Origin of the sequence: Yersinia vastinensis, from assembly GCF_902726565.1 — a bacterium.
In the GTDB taxonomy this organism is placed as follows: Bacteria; Pseudomonadota; Gammaproteobacteria; order Enterobacterales; family Enterobacteriaceae; genus Yersinia; species Yersinia vastinensis.
The window spans coordinates 529433-546809 of the sequence record NZ_CACVAF010000001.1 but is presented as its reverse complement, the minus strand read 5'-3'; the positions used below and the strand labels follow the sequence as shown (position 1 = coordinate 546809).

Sequence of the window (17377 nt, the reverse complement as noted above, 5' to 3'; positions counted from 1 at the left end):
TCTTCCCCGCGCACCTGGGGGTATTTCTTTTTTCACCATTACCAGTGCTCCTTCCGAAGTCCTCAATGGTAAACCCGCGTACAGGTGCCCAAGTCTAGCCAGAGTTTTTACTATTGCATCCCATGCAATCAATACTGTTCCATGTGAGCTACAAACAAAATGACATACAGACATCTTTATGCCTGGATGTCTTTTTTGGGTTATTCCTAGACTGATGGGTAATAACCAGATGATATTATTTCAATCCGTGTAGTTTAGCAAAATCAAATGGACTAACCCCCTTCTCCCGATTTGCATCCAAGAAGTCAGCCCACCACTGCAGCATCAGCTTGCGTTCATCCAGATGCTCAGCCTTATGGATATAAGCAGCGCGAACAGAGTTGCGTTCCATATGGCTCATCTGCCGCTCAACGGCATCCTTCGACCATAATCCCGACTCAATCAATGAACTACAAGCCATGGTTCTGAAACCGTAGCCACATACTTCAACCTTCGTATCATATCCCATAACTCGTAGGCCTTTGTTTACCGTATTTTCACTCATTGGTTTAGTAGTTCATAATCACCAATAAAAATCAGCTCATGACTTCTACTCACGTAGAATGAATTACGAAGATAAAATACACTCAGCCGAGGTTATAACTGGGTGACTTAAACCCTAGTTATGCTGTTTTACCAAAAGTCCCATGAACAATGGTTCCGTCATCAGCAAGGTTCTCAAGGTAATCTGAATACCACTGCATCATATCCCGTCGTCCATCCAGATATTGTACATGGTTGTATGTGCCACGAATTGAGTTCTTATCCACATGAGCAAGCTGTAACTCGATCCACGCTGTGTTATAGCCTTTCTCGTGCAGGATAGTACTCATTGTGTGGCGAAAGCCATGACCCGTTGCTCTTCCAGAATAGCTATAGCCTGTCGGGATAATGGAATCATATGTGGCCGACGCATTTTCATTCGCACCGCGGGTATCTCCCATAAGGCATTATGAAAATCAAACTCTGCCCATTCGGCCTGCCGCAATTCACCCGGGCGGGTACCGGTGAGGATCAGCAACCGCGTCGCTAATTTAACCAACATGCTGCCGCTATAACTGGCAAGGCTGGAAAGAAATTCAGGGATTTCATTAATCGTAAGATGTGGATAGTGCTCGCGTTTATGGGGAGCAAAAGCACTGGCAAGGTCAGGGGTGGGATTATATTCGGCTCGGCCAGTGATGATGGCGTATTTCCAAACCTCACCACATCGTTGCCGAACCTTACGCATTTTCTCAGTGGCACCCCGTTTTTCTAACTTGGACAGCACGACCATTAGCTCAAGTGGTTTAATTTCTTTGATTGGCCGGTAACCGATATATGGAAAAACATCTCTTTCAAACGTGCTCATCATTTCTAAACGATAGGATTCAGACCATCTATCATAACGACGCAGATACCACTCTCGGGTAATAGCTTCAAAGGTATTCGTCGCTTCACCTTGTCGGGCTAGTTTTTCCTGTTGTTTGTTCTGGCTGGGATCACCGCCACCAGCGACAATCTTCTTAGCCTCGTCACGTTTCACTCTGGCAACCGCTAACGACGCATCTGGATACACCCCCCACGGCCAACAACTTCTCTTTCCCCGCAAAGCGGTACTTTAAACGCCAATAACGCGAGCCATTGGTATTGACCAATAAGTACAAACCGCCCCCATCCGCGAGCTTATAGGCTTTGTCTTTGGGTTTGGCTGTTTCAATCTGCCGGGCATTTAGCTTCATCTGGGGGTGCCTTTTAGGTGGGTACAATTTGATACCCCCATACATACCCCCCGCTATAAGTAGATTTCAATAGACGAACAGGTATATAGGAATAACTAGATTAACCTGAGAAGTACGAATTTACTGGGGTTTTAAAGACTTCGAGAGATACTGCGAGACGTTAGATTGGAGCGGGTGAAGGGAATCGAACCCTCGTATAGAGCTTGGGAAGCTCTCGTTCTACCATTGAACTACACCCGCTTCGGTGTGCGGTTTGCATTATAACCGGTTCTTTGACATGGGCAAGCGAAGATATAGCCTAAGCGCCGGTATTTTAAGCGGTTAGATTAAATAAGGCATAACAGCCGCTGTTTTTATGGAAATATTTTGCTCAGTAAAAAGGGCGCCGTAGCGCCCTAATCGATTACCGCTGACCGGATTATCTTATTTTACCGGGCGCATAGCCGGGAACAGGATAACATCGCGGATAGTATGGCTGTTGGTAAACAGCATCACCATACGGTCGATACCAATACCCAGACCTGCGGTTGGCGGTAGACCGTGCTCCAGTGCCGTCACATAGTCTTCATCGTAGAACATCGCTTCGTCATCACCGGCTTCTTTGGCGCTAACTTGATCAGCAAAACGTTGGGCCTGATCTTCAGCATCATTCAACTCGGAGAAGCCGTTACCAATTTCACGACCACCGATGAAGAACTCAAAACGGTCAGTGATAAACGGATTATCATCATTACGGCGTGCCAGCGGAGAAACTTCTGCCGGGTATTCAGTGATGAAGGTTGGCTGGATCAGGTGGCTCTCTGCGGTCTCCTCAAAGATTTCACATTGAACACGGCCCAAGCCCCAGCTCTTCTCGACTTTGATACCCAATGACTCAGCAATCGCAATCGCTTTGTCCATATCGTCTAAATCGGCCACATTGGTTTCAGGACGATATTTGCAAATAGCTTCTTTCATGGTCAGTTTGGCAAACGGCTTGCCAAAATCGAATTCCTGTTCGCCATACTGTACAACGCTGCTACCCAGAATGGTTTCAGTCAGTGTACGGAATAGCTCTTCAGTCAATACGATCAAATCTTTGTAATCCGCATAGGCCATATAGAGTTCCATCATGGTGAACTCTGGGTTATGACGCGGTGAAACACCTTCGTTACGGAAGTTACGGTTGATTTCGAACACACGCTCGAAGCCCCCCACAACCAGACGTTTCAGATACAGTTCTGGCGCGATACGTAAATACATATCGATATCCAGCGCATTGTGGTGTGTCACAAATGGGCGCGCAGAAGCGCCGCCAGGGATCACTTGCATCATTGGCGTTTCGACTTCCATGAAGCCTTTTTCCACCATGAACTGACGGATACCGGACATCACCTGAGAACGCACTTTGAACGTATGGCGAGATTCGTCATTAGCGATCAGATCTAGATAACGTTGGCGGTAACGGGTTTCCTGATCAGCCAAACCATGGAATTTATCCGGCAGTGGGCGCAGCGCTTTGGTCAACAAACGCAGCTCGCTACAATGGATAGAAAGTTCGCCTGTTTTGGTCTTAAACAACTTACCGCGAGCACCTAGGATATCGCCCAGATCCCACTTTTTAAATTCTTCGTTATAAACGCCTTCCGGCAAGTCATCACGGGAAACGTATAACTGAATACGACCGCCGACATCTTGCAACGTGACGAATGAGGCTTTACCCATGATACGGCGGGTCATCATTCGGCCAGCAACAGTGACTTCGATATTCAGCGCTTCTAATTCTTCATTTTCTTTACTGTCGTACTCAGCATGCAGCTGGTCAGAGAGGTGCTCACGACGGAAATCATTAGGGAAAGCAATCCCCTTCTCCCGTAATGCAGCCAGCTTCTCCCGACGAGCTTGCAACTCACTATTGAGCTCTTGCGCTTGCTCTGCGACTTGTGGTTTTTGCTCTGACATCTCAGTTCCTTATAGCCCGGCTTTCAAACTTGCTTCAATGAATTTGTCTAGATCACCGTCCAATACCGCTTGCGTGTTGCGTGTTTCCACACCAGTGCGCAAATCTTTGATACGGGAGTCATCCAGTACATAAGAACGGATCTGACTACCCCAACCAATGTCAGACTTGTTGTCTTCCAGAACCTGTTTATCAGCATTTTTCTTTTGCATCTCAAACTCATACAGCTTTGCCTTCAGCTGCTTCATCGCTTGATCTTTATTTTTATGCTGTGAACGGTCATTCTGGCACTGAGTCACAATATTGGTTGGAATATGGGTAATACGTACCGCAGATTCCGTTTTATTGACGTGCTGGCCACCCGCACCCGATGCACGGTATACGTCAATACGCAGGTCCGCCGGGTTGATTTCGATATCAATATCGTCATCAACTTCTGGGTAGACAAAGGCAGAGCTGAAAGAGGTGTGGCGACGGCCACCGGAGTCAAACGGGCTTTTACGTACCAGACGATGTACGCCAGTTTCAGTACGTAACCAACCAAACGCATAATCGCCAATGACCTTAATGGTGGCAGACTTAAGGCCAGCAACATCACCATCAGATTCTTCAATGATTTCGGTTTTGAAGCCTTTTGCTTCAGCCCAGCGCAGATACATCCGCAGCAACATACTGGCCCAGTCCTGAGCTTCAGTACCACCAGAACCGGCTTGCAGATCCAGATAGCAGTTGGCGCTGTCGTATTCACCAGAGAACATGCGGCGGAATTCAAGCTGGCCTAACTTGCCATCAAGGATATCTAACTCGGCAACAGCTTCGTTAAACGTCTCTTCATCATCCGCTTCAATGGCTAATTCCAGCAAACCAGAAACATCTTCCATACCTTGATCCAGTTGATCAATGGTGGTGACAATCTCTTCCAGCGCAGAACGCTCTTTACCCAGCGCTTGGGCGCGCTCAGGTTCATTCCAGACGTCGGGCTGTTCCAGCTCGGCGTTTACTTCTTCCAGTCGCTCTTTCTTGGCATCATAGTCAAAGATACCCCCTGAGAACGGCTGTCCGATCAGACAGGTCCTGAATTCGGTTTTTTACCGGGTTAATTTCAAACATTTTTTTGATGTCTTAGGTTGAGTCGTTGATGGCGGAATGCCATTCGAACCGATAATTCTAGCGGATCTCAACGACGGTTTATAGCAAGTTGACCGTATTTATGGCGCTATCTCGGCAAATCATGCCATTTGATACAGTTTTAGCATGCTGGTTAATAGGGCCAGATATGCTGAATCAGTAGTTGAACGCTACGATTACCACGGAATTCATTAATATCGAGTTTATAAGCCAGTTTAACTTCACGCACGCTGCTGTCCGGCCATAAGGTAGTATCGATATTAAAGGCAATACCATCCAGCAAAGGCCCGCCGTTCATTGGCTCAACCATCAGCTTCAAATGACGCTCACCCACCAGCCGTTGTTGCAAAATGCGGAATTTACCATCAAATGTCGGTTCTGGAAAAGATTGCCCCCACGGGCCACCATCACGCAGTAACTCTGCGGTTTCCAGCGACAATTCGTTGCCTTTCAGTTCACCATCGGACCAGATAACGCCCTCTAGCTGCGAGGCGTCCATCCATTCACCGACTAGCTCGGCAAAGCGCTGGCGAAACTCATCGAATTTATCCTGCTCCAGTGATAACCCCGCGGCCATGGCATGACCACCAAACTTCAGCATCAACCCTGGGTTTAAGGTGTCCAAACGCTCAAGAGCATCCCGCATGTGTAAACCTGCGACGCTACGACCTGAACCTTTCAGTAGCCCATCACCCGCTGGGGCAAAAGCAATCACAGGCCGATGAAAACGCTCTTTAATGCGCGACGCTAAAATCCCCACGACACCTTGATGCCACTCTGGGTGGAACATCGCGATACCATAAGGTAATTCAGTACTAGTGCGCTCTAGTTGGTCACACAGTTGCAGAGCTTCAACCTGCATCCCCTGTTCTATCTCGCGGCGTGTTTGGTTTAGTGCATCAAGATCAATTGCCAAAGCTCTGGCCTGAGCAATGTCATCACTGAGCAGTAGCGCCACCCCAATGGACATATCATCCAAACGCCCGGCAGCATTTAGCCGTGGGCCAAGAGAGAAACCAAGGTCATTTGCCGCCAATTGGCGTGCATCGCGGTTGGCAACTTCCAGTAGTGCACGAATACCTGGACGACATTTCCCCGCACGAATACGGCTTAGGCCCTGATGCACTAAAATCCGATTATTTGCATCTAGCGGCACCACATCAGCAACTGTACCTAATGCGACTAAATCGAGTAACTCAGCCAGATTAGGTACGGCCAAAGTGCGTTGTTCAAACCAACCGCATTCTCTGAGTCGGGCACGTAACGCCAACATCAGATAAAAGGTCACCCCTACCCCCGCCAGTGCTTTGGAGAGAAAATTGCACCCGGTCAAATTCGGGTTAATGATAGCTTCGGCCGCTGGCAGGGTTTCACCTGGCAGATGGTGGTCAGTCACCAGCACTTGGATACCCTTGGCATGTGCCAAGTCCACTCCAGCATGGGAGGAGATACCGTTATCGACAGTGACGATTAATTCCGCACCACGCGCAGCAACTTGCTCGACAACTTCAGGGCTAAGTCCGTAACCATCCTCAAAACGATTTGGCACCAGATAATCAATATTGCTGCCGCCCATGCTGCGCAGGGCAAGTACCGCCAATGCGGTACTGGTGGCACCATCAGCATCAAAGTCACCGACAATCACAATGCGCTGCCGATCGGCCAACGCTTGCTGCAACAATGTGACTCCGGCATCAATGCCATCAAGCTGCTGCCAAGGCAATAAACCTTTTACGCCACGCTCCAGCTCCTCGGCGTTTTTTACCCCTCGGCTAGCATAAAGACGGCGCAACAATGGGTGTAGCTGTGCGGGCAAATAGCTATCATCCGCCACCTCACGGCGACGGAGTTGAGTTTTCAATGTCACGGATGATTAACCCGCCGCTTTTACTGATGCCTGATGCTTATTGAGCATCTGTAACATCTCTTCTGGTTTCAGATAACCAGGAACGATGGTGCCATCTTGCAGCACAATGGCTGGCGTTCCCTGAATACCAAACTGCACACCGAGCTGATAATGCTTACTGATATCTGTTTTACAGGTTGCAGGAGAAATATCGACGCCTTTCATTACATCATCGAAAGCTTTATTGCGATCCGCCATGCACCAGATAGAGCGCATGTCTTTTTCTGCCTGAGAGCTTAAACCTTGACGCGGGAATGCCAGATAACGCACGGTAATGCCCAGCGCATTATAGTCTTTCATTTGTTCATGTAACTTGTGGCAATAGCCGCAGGTGATATCGGTAAACACGGTCACAACATGTTTTTCCTGTGGCGCTTTATACACAATCATTTCGCCGCTTAATGCTTCCAATTTTTTCACCAACATTTGGTTGGTCACATTGATAGGCTGGTTACCACTGACGTCATACAGCGGGCCTTGCAACAGATGTTTACCGTCTGCTGAGATATAAAGCACGCCGCTTTCTGTCATCACCGTGCTCAACCCCGGGATGGGTGACGGTTGGATATCAGCTTGCTGAATATCTAATTTCTTCAGTGTTTGTTGGATAGCGGCATCATCAGCATGAGCCAGCCCCGTGAATGCAGCGATGAGTATCGGCAGCAGCAATAAACTTTTTTTCATTTATAAATCCTATCTCTTTCCACACCGCGACTATGCGCGTGGGTGATGCTGTTGATGTAGCTGCTTCAAACGTTCAGTGGCTACATGGGTATAAATCTGAGTTGTCGACAGGTCACTGTGGCCCAGCAACATTTGTACCACACGCAGATCCGCACCGTGATTTAGCAGATGCGTGGCAAAAGCATGCCGTAATACGTGGGGTGATAGCCGTTCACTATCAATACCGGCAAGGATCGCATAGTGTTTGATTCGATGCCAGAAAGTCTGTCGGGTCATTTGTTGGCTGCGATTGCTGGGGAACAGCACATCCAGTGATGCCCCATTAATCAGCCACGGGCGCCCGTGCTCCATATAATTTTCAATCCAGTACACCGCCTCTTCGCCCAAGGGAACCAGTCGCTCTTTGTTACCTTTGCCGATAACTCGCACGACGCCTTGGCGTAAGCTGACATCACTGATAGTCAACCCAACCAGCTCTGATACCCGTAATCCCGTGGCATAAAGCACTTCCAGCATGGCCTTATCACGCAACTCCAGCGGAATATCAACGTTGGGGGAATTAAGCAGTGCATCAACCTGTGCTTCGCTTAAATCTTTGGGTAGGCGCTGCGGTAATTTAGGCGATGAAAGCAGCGCCGTTGGATCATCTTCGCGTAATTTTTCGCGGTATAGATATTGGAACAATCGCCGCATGGCGCTGAGTAAACGAGCAGAACTGGTGGCTTTATAACCGCCCTCAATGCGCTCGGCAAGGAAGGACTGCAAGTCCTGCGAACCGGCACGCAATAAATCACTGCCATGATGCTCTAGCCATCCACTCAGTGCATGTAGATCCAGACGGTATGAGGCCAGTGTATTCTCCGCCAGATTCCGCTCCAGCCACAAGGCATCAAGAAACTGTTCAATCAGCGGGTTATTTTGCTGTTGCATGACTGTTTCTCTCTTTGATTGAACTCAGTGGCCATTATGCCTGATGACGTGACAAATCTGGTACACTCGATGCTATTCCTTATTAGTAATGCTATGGCTATACATCATGAAGATTGGTCTCTTTTACGGCTCCAGCACCTGCTATACCGAAATGGTGGCAGAAAAAATCCGCGATATTCTCGGCGAAGATTTGGTTGATTTACACAATCTGAAAGATGTCAGCCCCCGCCTGATGGAAGATTACTCCGTTTTAATTCTAGGCATTCCTACTTGGGATTTCGGTGAGCTACAGGAAGACTGGGAGACCATTTGGCCACAGTTAACACAGCTTAATCTCAAGGGAAAGATTGTCGCTATGTATGGTATGGGCGATCAATTCGGTTATAGCGAATGGTTTCTGGATGCGCTGGGCATGCTACATGACCATATTGCGCCATTAGGTGTGAAGTTTATTGGTTTTTGGCCAACCGACGGGTTTGAGTTTACCAGCCCCAAACCGCTAAGTGCTGATGGTAAAAACTTTGTGGGTCTAGCGTTAGATGAAGTCAACCAATACGATTTAAGTGAAGAGCGCATCGAACAGTGGTGTGAGCAAATTCTGCTTGAAATGGATGCCCTACTTTAGTCAACCAAACGGGCATATTATGCCCGTTTTTATTGATATTAATTGATGTCTGTTACCGATTTACTTCCACAAGCGAAATGAATCTTGAGCACCGTTTCCCGCAGGAACTACATCCATTGCCATCTCTTCCGCTTTAGGTTCACCGCGGGTCGATTCCCTGTTTTTCTGCCCAGCAAAACGCTGCGGATTAGCCACTTGATACCAATCCAACCGCCTTGTCAGTAACATGACCGCCGCCAGAATGATAAACAGTAGAGCCGCCCCCAATAGCAGCGCATTGTCCTCTGATTGCAGTAAGCCAAACAACACGCCGTACAACAATAACAGGCCACCGGCAAATAACGCACCGCGCAACCACCCACCCAATACCGCACTCAGATAAACAGCAATTAACAGGCTGCAACTTAAGCTGGCGATAAGATAGGCCAGTGTGAAGCCAAGATGTTCAGAGAAAGCCAATAACATCAAGTAGAACAAGACCAGTGCAGCGCCCACCAGCAAATATTGAATAGGATGCACACGAAGCGAGGTCAGGCTCTCAAACAGGAAGAAGCTAAAAAATGTCAGGCCGATAAATAAAATTGCATATTTAATGGCGCGTTCAGTTAGCTGATAGTGATCGACTGGCTCAATCAAGCTGGTGGTGAAAGCCGGTAACCTGTCAAAATTAAAGCGCGCATCATCACTGGCGAAATTAATGTTCATGTTGTTCGCCAACCAGTTACTGCTCCAATGCGCACGAAAACCACTGTCGTCCACTTTGCGCTGCAAGGGGAGAAACTCACCAACAAAATTCGGATGTGGCCAATTACTCTGTAAGGTCAGCTCGCTGCTACGCCCTACTGGGATGATAGAGAGGCTGTTGGTGCCCATCAGCGTCAGTTTAAAACCAACATTGAATTTACCCTGTTGAATCTGCGCGAGTGTCAGTGGTGCATGAACACCTTGCCCCGTGCGCCCCAAAAAAGCCCCCGGCTCGAAATTAATTTTTGAGCTACCCAAACTTAGTGGCGAAATCTGCTGGATCCCTCTGGAGTCACTCAGCGCCAACACCAGTGATGGTGTACCGATAGTAATACCCTCATGGTTTAAATCCTCTAATGAAGAAGATTCAAATTGCCCATGAAAATAGAGTTCCCCCTGATAGACCTGTGCTTTATAAATGCCCAATTGACGCACTTCAACATCAGGTGAGCCAGTGACTGTCATAACTTCTGGCAGTATGTAGCGGTGGCGGTTGATGCGCTGCCCTTGCTTTTTGCCATCAACTTCAGTTTCTACCCACTCGCTGTAAGGCACCACAATCAGTGGACCAAGGATCTTTTGCGCCCGGCTGGTACTGTCGCTCACTTTATCAACCACGCTCTCACGATAGCCACTGCGTTCATTGATAACGTTCAACAACATTTCTTTTGGAATCATCATCAAAAGAATTAATCCCAACAACGTGGCTATTTTCCAAAACAGTACCGATTTGAACATAACTTGCACTCCTTTTAAGGTCAGGGGAGCAGCTTAAGCGGGTGAAGTGAAAGGAGAATGAGGTTATGTGAAGTGAAAGTGAAGTCGACAGATTAAGTGATATCTAGTGGCAGAGTCAGGCGAGCACGAACCCCGCGCGGCTGGCGATTTTCAAGGGCGATACGCCCTCGGTGAATAGCAGCAACCTCGTGCACAAAATTTAACCCCAGCCCAGTACTTTTTGGGCTATTAGCTCTCGGTAGCGAATAAAAACGGTCAAAAATCTTCTCTTGAGCATAATCAGGAATACCGCTGCCATTATCTTCAACGGTTATCCAGTATTCATCATCTTGGCGTTGACCACTCACGGTAACCACCCCTTCGGGTGCGGTGAAATCCAGTGCATTATCAATCAGATTAGTCAGCGCCTGACTCAACAACAGAGCGTCGCCAGTTAATGTCGCACTATCAACACCGGTGAGCTGCAAGCGAATTCCACGACGGGTAGCCTGAGCTTCTTTGCCATTGACCGCTTGCTTGATGATGTGGCTGATTTCCAATGATGTGAGTTGAAAATCAACCCGGCTCTCTAGTCGAGCCTGTATCAACATTTTATCGACCAATTGTTGGATGCGCGCGCTTTGCTGTTCAATATTGATCAGGAAACGCTGCGCAGTGGCGGGAGGGGGCGACTCTCTCAATAGCTCGGCAGCGCCGGTAATTGCCGCCAATGGACTTTTCAATTCATGGGTCAGCGTATGAACATATTGTTCGATGTAGGCTTTACCGTCCAATTTAAGGCGCATGCTTTCTAATGCTCGAGCTAAATCATTCAGTTCACTGCTCCCCATCATGGGCAGGGCCACGGCCTGTCCTTCGGAAACACGCTCGGCATAATCCACTAACTTACCGATAGCTCGATTAATCCACCAAACAAATCCCAAGCCGATCAGTAAAGCAATGCCCAGTAGCACTCCGCCGGCCAATAAGATTTTACGTTCACTACGCTTGATAACAGGGGCCATAGAAATATTGGGTTTGCCCACACTCAGCACGCCAATAATTTGATTCTCCCCGATAACCGGGGCTGCCACATACATCACCGAGCTTTGCTCATCATTGGGGTCTGTGCGGCTACTACGAGCGCCATACTCACCCCGCAATGTTAACCACACATCATTCCAACGTGAATAATCTTGCCCTACAGCTTTACCCGATGAATCAAAAATCACCCGCCCATCGGCATCCGTGAGATAAACACGATACTCATTACGGTCCTTGCGGATACCTTCAATATTCGCACCAATTGGGCGCAGATTCAGTGAGGCAAAAGCTTGAGCCAACTGACCGCCAGCCACTTTATTCTGCAACATATCTTGGCGAGCAAATTGTGCCAGCAGCGTCGCCGTATCCACCAAAGTCCCCTCAGTGGCTCGTCGTACACCGGGCTTAACTTCTTGTACGAAAATACGAATGACAAAGTAACCGGCAATGGCGACTATCAAAAAATATCCCAGCAACAAACGCACGCCTATCTTCATGTGTCATCGCTCATGTTCGATATGTCAGGCTATAGCCCAACCCGCGATGCGTGCGAATTGGCGACTCTTCATCACAAGCTACCCGCAACTTTGAGCGCAGGGTTTTAATGTGAGTATCAACCGTGCGGTCTTGGCTCTCTTCTGCCTGCGCCCAAACGATATCCATCAGTTGTTGGCGTGAGAATACACGTTCAGGTGCCAGTAATAGAGTCTTTAGTAGCAGATATTCATAGCGAGTTAACCACAAAACCTGTTGATGATAAGTGACTCGCGCCCCTGCCTCATCCAGTGTGAAATGACCAAATTGGTGTAAAGCGGCAGAAGCCGCCGGTGTTTGCGATTTTTGTAAACGCCGTAGCACCGAGCGCACTCGGGCACTCACTTCACGAGGCGAAAAAGGTTTAGCAATATAGTCGTCAGCCCCCATTTCCAGACCGACAATCCGGTCTAGCTCTTCGCTACGGGCAGTTAAAAAAACCACGGGCAAATCTGGAACCTGTGATAGCAGGCGGCGACAGAGGTCAAAACCATTGATATCAGGCAAGCCAATATCCACTATTGCCAGAGCGGGTACGCCATTAGCCAATGCGGCAAGCGCAGGCTCCCCCCGGTCAAACCACCGGAGGGTAAAACCTTCGCTTTCCAAGGTATAAATCAAGGTATCGGCGATGCTCGGTTCATCTTCTACTAACCAGATTAAGGGTTTCATTAATGAAGACTCTCATCCGAACCAAATGAATGGCGCAGCAGCAGGCACAATTGCCGCCACTCCTCTTCGGACATGCTATCCGCGGCTAGCCATAACCGTTTGTGGATTGAACGCGTTCCCGTCTGTTGCAAACTTAATAACACGCCATAGCGGGTGATCCACGGCTGTTTAACGACAATCCATTCGTGTCTTTTCCATAGCACCACATTGCCGGGTTTTAGCCGGATCTCGCCCTGACAGGACGTAATATTTTTCTGGCTGCGGATACACTCAAACACCACTAGCGTCAGTAATACCAACCAAAGCGCGGTATAGCCCTGAGGCCAAGGCGCAACTAGCGTTAATATCACCAAGACACCATGTGCCAATAAAGAGAAGAGTTGAGTGTGCCAGGATACCCGCAGGTCACATCGCCACTGGGCCACGGGCTTTATTTCGTGCTTGAATCAGTTTAACCATTTGGCGCAGTTCGCTGTCCTGCGGTTCCCCGTGATTCATCAGCCAGTTAAATAAGTCTGGATCATCGCATTCAAGCAAGCGGATAAAAACCCGCTTCTCATTGTCACTCAAGCCATCATATTCATATTCGAAAAACGGCATGATAGAGATATCCAGTTCACGCATACCCCGACGGCACGCCCAATGAATACGAGCTTTATTATCGATTTCCATGTCCTGATTGACTCCTCAATGAAGGATATTGTCCGAAGCTGGCAACCGCCCAATTCGGTGTATGGGGTTATTGTACCTCAGAATAATGGTTAATTAAGATATTGGGATAATAATGGTAAATCCGTCGAATAACTGCTTGCAAAGCTACCCGGCTATTTTACCATTGGGGCATCAGTCACAGCACTTTTTTGATATGCGGGTAACCCATGGCCTATAACACTCCATTTGCTGCACAACCACTGCTCGCTGCTTCCGAGCTGCCATTAACCTTGATTTCACTTGATGACTGGGCACTGGTGACGTTAACCGGTGCCGATCGCGTTAAGTATCTGCAAGGGCAAGTGACAGCAGATATTGATGCCCTTCCCACTGACCAGCACATACTTTGCGCCCATTGCGATGCTAAAGGAAAGATGTGGAGCAACCTGCGGTTATTTTACCGAGGTGAAGGGTTGGCATTTATCGAGCGTCGCAGTGTGCTTGAAAGCCAATTAAGTGAGCTGAAGAAATATGCAGTGTTCTCCAAAGTAGCGATCACTGCACAACCTGACGCTGTTTTGTTAGGCGTGGCCGGCGCTCAGGCAAAAGACGCATTAGCACAAATCTTTGCCGAACTGCCTAATGCGGAGCATCCTGTTATTCAGCAAGACACTTGCACTTTGCTGCATTTCTCGCTGCCCGCCGAGCGCTTCCTTTTGGTGACCGATACCGAACAAGCGCAACAAATTGTAGAAAAACTGGCTGACCGCGCCAAGCTGAATAACAGCAAGCAGTGGCTGGCGTTGGATATTGAAGCCGGTTTCCCAATCATTGATACAGATAACAGCGCGCAATTTATTCCACAAGCAACAAATATTCAGGCGTTGAATGGCATCAGCTTCAGTAAAGGCTGTTACACCGGGCAAGAAATGGTTGCCAGAGCAAAATACCGTGGCGCTAATAAGCGCGCACTCTACTGGTTAGCGGGCAATGCTCATCGTGTCCCGGCAGCCGGTGAAGATTTAGAGTGGCAATTAGGTGAAAACTGGCGGCGCACCGGCACCGTTCTGGCCGCAGTTCAGCTCAGTGACGGTACTGTGTGGGTCCAGGCGGTATTGAATAATGATCTGGCATCAGACAGCGTATTACGTGTGCGCGATGATGTAGAAAGTGTGCTCAGTATTCAGCCACTGCCTTATTCGCTGGTAGAAGATAAGTAATCGTTGGATTAAACACCAGGAGGCTGACAATTCGGCCTCCGAATAACTCTAGCTCCCTTCGCGATATCCAGCATCAAAGTGTAGCCAAAGTCACTGGTAGGCAGCCAAGGAAGTTATCCCGATAAGCTTACTCAAGTCAGTGATTCGGGTAAGTGAGCGCAGCTAACACCCCTGTGAATTCAAGCATCAAGGTATAGCCAAAGTCATTGGAGTCACAGGTAGGCAGCCAGTGAACTTATCCCGATGAGCTTACTCAAGTCAGTGATTCGGGTAAGTGAGCGCAGCTAACACCCCTGTGAATTCAAGCATCAAGGTATAGCCAAAGTCATTGGAGTCACAGGTAGGCAGCCAGTGAACTTATCCCGATGAGCTTACTCAAGTAAGTGATTCGGGTAAGTGAGCGCAGCTAACACCCCTGTGAATTCAAGGACGAAGGCTATTTCAGACATACAGATAAATCGCCATAAAATGGCAAACACTGCCGCCAAGGACAAAACCGTGCCAAATAGCATGGCCAAAGCGAATGCGTTTAGAGGCATAGAAAATCACGCCCAGCGTATATAACAAACCGCCGATGGCTAGCAGCGCCAACCCACCTACCTCAAGTTTGACGGCCAACTGATAAATCACAATTAAAGACAACCAGCCCATCGTCAGGTAGGTCACCAGTGAAAGCACCTCAAAGCGGTGAGCAAAAGCCAATTTAAATATGACGCCAACCAGCGCCAGCCCCCATATAACGGCCATCAATCCACGTGCTAATGGGGAATCTAATCCCACCAGAAGAAAAGGGGTGTAGGTCCCGGCAATCAAAATATAAATGGCGCAATGGTCAAACTTCTGGAGCCAGAGTTTTGCCTTACGATGTGGAACTGCGTGATACAGCGTGGAGGCCAGAAACAGCAAAATGATGCTTCCACCATACAGGCTATAGCTGGTCAGCGCCTTAGTATCGGCCCCACTGTCTAATGCTTGTACCAAGAGCATAACCAAACCAATAATGCCAAATACCACCCCAATACCGTGGCTAATGCTATTGGCGATTTCTTCTGCCCATGGATAAGCGGGCGTGGTAGTCGTTACGGGAGTCGCCGACGCTGTCGGTGTTGCTGATTTATTCTTCAATACTGATTACCCTGAAATATGAAATAGTTATCTCATCCATAAGTACAATGACCACACAAAAATACCGTACTCAGGTTAACTGAGAATGATTCCAGTGTACACGTGTAAGCTTAAATAATCTGTCAGCACATGTAACCCTCCGTGTCTTCGACTCATAAGTCGAAAAAAGGAGAACAATAGCGGATAATCAGTTCACTTATTATTGGCTTATTTGCCATCTTATTTTGAGGTTAACTATGTCATCAGTTCTGGATTTTGGCCCACTGACAGAGACTATCCAGTTTCTGATGGAAATCGATAAGCTAAAAGATATACAGCGGCGAACCAAAGTGATTGCCAGCTTGCGTCAGGAAAACTCCGCCGAACACAGTTGGCATTTTGCGGTAGCCGCCATGAGCCTTGCCCCTTATACCGGCCCAGATGTCGATATCAATCGCGTGATAAAAATGGCGCTGCTGCACGATATTGTTGAAATCGATGCTGGCGACATCATTGTTTATGACCTCGCGGCCAGAGCCGCTATTCATGAGCAAGAAGTCGCCGCCGCCAAACGACTATTTGGCATGTTGCCATCAGCATTAGGCGCGCAATTTACTCAATTGTGGGATGAGTACGAAGCCGAAGAAACTGCCGATGCACGTTTTGCCACTGTACTAGACCGCATTTTGCCGATGCTGATTAACCTGCATACTGAGGGACAAAGTTGGATAGAAAATGGCATTCGGTTGCAACAAGTCCTTGATCGCAACCAAATGGTGGCTGAATACTACCCTGAAATCTGGCGATATTTATTGCCACAGTTACAGGCCGCGCAGCAAAAAGGCTGGCTAAAGTAACAAAATAGTACGGCAGTTTATTTCCCACCCGCTAAATCCAGAACACTGCCAGTGACATAAGAGGCATTGTCTGACAACAACCAGACAATGGCTTCTGCCACTTCTTGCGGATAGCCACCACGTTTCATTGGCAGCGAACTTTGTACGCGATCCACTCGCCCCGGTTCACCGCCACTGGCATGTATGTCGGTATAGATTAAACCCGGTCGAACGCCATTGACTCTGATACCTTGAGCCGCGACTTCTAGTGACAAGCCAATGGTCAATGTATCAATCGCGCCTTTGGAGGCGGCATAATCCAGATATTCGCCAGGAGCCCCCAAACGGGCAGCAGCAGAAGAGACATTAACAATCGCGCCGCCATTGCCGCCGTGGCGCAATGCCATGCGTTTGACCGCCTCTCGACTGCATAAAAAATAGCCCGTCACGTTAGTGGCCAACACCCGATTAATGCGCTCGGCAGTTAGCCCTTCAATGGTGGTTTGTGTGAATAAAATCCCAGCATTATTAACCAATGCCGTGATAGGCCCCAGTTGCGCTTCAAGTTTTTCAAATAGCGCAATCACCTGTAATTCATCGGCAATATCGGCCTGCAATGCCACCGCCAACCCACCTGCCGCCGCAATTTCAGCTACCACCTGTCGGGCTGCCTGCTCATCATTAATGTAATTCACCGCCACTCGGTAGCCGTGTTTTGCCAATAGTAATGCGGTGGCACGACCTATTCCCCGACTACCCCCTGTCACTAATGCGACTTTTTTATGCATATCCTTGCTCCTTATTGGATCCTGAGTCTGTTTTCACGTTTGCAGAGTAAGAGTAATCATTGATAGCGGGAATACCAATAAAACAAAAGGGCCGC

At 48.4% G+C, this 17377-nt stretch carries 15 protein-coding genes, 1 tRNA gene and 2 pseudogenes; 3 read left to right on the top strand and 15 right to left on the bottom strand.

Features of this window, described 5'->3' with window-relative positions; translation table 11 throughout:
- Positions 1–235 precede the first annotated feature (235 nt).
- The 8 genes and pseudogenes from HUZ92_RS02465 to xerD form a co-directional block, all read right to left on the bottom strand.
- A pseudogene (locus HUZ92_RS02465) lies at positions 236–597 on the bottom strand (tyrosine-type recombinase/integrase); the annotation flags it as partial.
- 65 nt (positions 598–662) lie between these two features.
- Positions 663–1760, bottom strand: a pseudogene (locus HUZ92_RS02460) (tyrosine-type recombinase/integrase).
- Positions 1761–1926: 166 nt separating this feature from the next.
- Positions 1927–2000, bottom strand: a tRNA-Gly gene (locus HUZ92_RS02455).
- A 183-nt stretch (positions 2001–2183) separates the two neighbouring features.
- Entirely contained in the window at positions 2184–3701 is a 1518-nt protein-coding gene (lysS, locus tag HUZ92_RS02450; protein ID WP_050098013.1) for a lysine--tRNA ligase, read from the bottom strand.
- A 9-nt stretch (positions 3702–3710) separates the two neighbouring features.
- Positions 3711–4809, bottom strand: a protein-coding gene (prfB, locus tag HUZ92_RS02445) for a peptide chain release factor 2 (RefSeq protein ID WP_128451582.1) whose coding sequence is annotated in 2 segments (ribosomal slippage) — positions 3711–4733 and positions 4735–4809 — 1098 coding nt in all. Because the reading frame shifts where the segments join, the coding sequence is not laid out codon by codon here.
- Positions 4810–4960: 151 nt separating this feature from the next.
- A complete protein-coding gene (recJ, locus tag HUZ92_RS02440) occupies positions 4961–6694 on the bottom strand; it encodes a single-stranded-DNA-specific exonuclease RecJ (RefSeq protein WP_050098011.1) in 1734 nt (577 codons plus the stop codon).
- Between the two features lie 6 nt (positions 6695–6700).
- Positions 6701–7417 (bottom strand): bifunctional protein-disulfide isomerase/oxidoreductase DsbC, encoded by a 717-nt coding sequence (gene dsbC / locus HUZ92_RS02435; protein ID WP_050296079.1) that lies wholly within the window; start codon positions 7415–7417, stop codon positions 6701–6703.
- A gap of 30 nt (positions 7418–7447) precedes the next feature.
- Positions 7448–8347 (bottom strand): site-specific tyrosine recombinase XerD, encoded by a 900-nt coding sequence (gene xerD / locus HUZ92_RS02430; protein WP_050098009.1) that lies wholly within the window; start codon positions 8345–8347, stop codon positions 7448–7450.
- A 106-nt stretch (positions 8348–8453) separates the two neighbouring features.
- Here xerD and fldB point away from each other — a divergent pair, with 106 nt between their 5' ends.
- Complete coding sequence (gene fldB / locus HUZ92_RS02425; protein ID WP_145579867.1) at positions 8454–8972, top strand: flavodoxin FldB; 519 nt, start codon at positions 8454–8456, stop codon at positions 8970–8972.
- A gap of 60 nt (positions 8973–9032) precedes the next feature.
- Here the strand turns inward: fldB and creD are convergent, their stop codons facing one another.
- The 5 genes from creD to sdhE all read right to left on the bottom strand — a co-directional run bounded on the left by creD (position 9033) and on the right by sdhE (position 13355).
- On the bottom strand, positions 9033–10454 hold the full coding sequence (gene creD / locus HUZ92_RS02420) for a cell envelope integrity protein CreD (protein WP_050098007.1): 1422 nt from the start codon (positions 10452–10454) through the stop codon (positions 9033–9035).
- A 92-nt stretch (positions 10455–10546) separates the two neighbouring features.
- Positions 10547–11974: a two-component system sensor histidine kinase CreC gene (gene creC, locus HUZ92_RS02415; RefSeq protein WP_145579866.1), complete on the bottom strand. Its 1428-nt coding sequence runs from the start codon at positions 11972–11974 to the stop codon at positions 10547–10549.
- A gap of 10 nt (positions 11975–11984) precedes the next feature.
- On the bottom strand, positions 11985–12683 hold the full coding sequence (gene creB, locus HUZ92_RS02410; protein WP_145579865.1) for a two-component system response regulator CreB: 699 nt from the start codon (positions 12681–12683) through the stop codon (positions 11985–11987).
- On the bottom strand, positions 12683–13108 hold the full coding sequence (locus HUZ92_RS02405; protein ID WP_145579864.1) for a protein YgfX: 426 nt from the start codon (positions 13106–13108) through the stop codon (positions 12683–12685). Before HUZ92_RS02405 ends, creB begins: the two co-directional genes overlap by 1 nt.
- Complete coding sequence (gene sdhE, locus HUZ92_RS02400) at positions 13089–13355, bottom strand: FAD assembly factor SdhE (protein WP_050098003.1); 267 nt, start codon at positions 13353–13355, stop codon at positions 13089–13091. The genes HUZ92_RS02405 and sdhE overlap by 20 nt, the downstream gene beginning before the upstream one ends.
- A gap of 206 nt (positions 13356–13561) precedes the next feature.
- Here sdhE and ygfZ point away from each other — a divergent pair, with 206 nt between their 5' ends.
- Positions 13562–14554: a tRNA-modifying protein YgfZ gene (ygfZ, locus tag HUZ92_RS02395; protein WP_050098002.1), complete on the top strand. Its 993-nt coding sequence runs from the start codon at positions 13562–13564 to the stop codon at positions 14552–14554.
- Positions 14555–14995: 441 nt separating this feature from the next.
- Here ygfZ and trhA read toward each other — a convergent pair whose 3' ends face one another.
- Positions 14996–15679, bottom strand: a complete 684-nt coding sequence (gene trhA, locus HUZ92_RS02390; RefSeq protein WP_050098001.1) for a PAQR family membrane homeostasis protein TrhA — start codon at positions 15677–15679, stop codon at positions 14996–14998.
- A gap of 236 nt (positions 15680–15915) precedes the next feature.
- Between trhA and HUZ92_RS02385 the strand changes: the two genes are divergently transcribed.
- Entirely contained in the window at positions 15916–16515 is a 600-nt protein-coding gene (locus tag HUZ92_RS02385) for an HD domain-containing protein (RefSeq protein ID WP_050296076.1), read from the top strand.
- A 17-nt stretch (positions 16516–16532) separates the two neighbouring features.
- Here the strand turns inward: HUZ92_RS02385 and HUZ92_RS02380 are convergent, their stop codons facing one another.
- Positions 16533–17282, bottom strand: a complete 750-nt coding sequence (locus HUZ92_RS02380; protein ID WP_050097999.1) for an SDR family oxidoreductase — start codon at positions 17280–17282, stop codon at positions 16533–16535.
- Between the last annotated feature and the right edge of the window lie 95 nt (positions 17283–17377).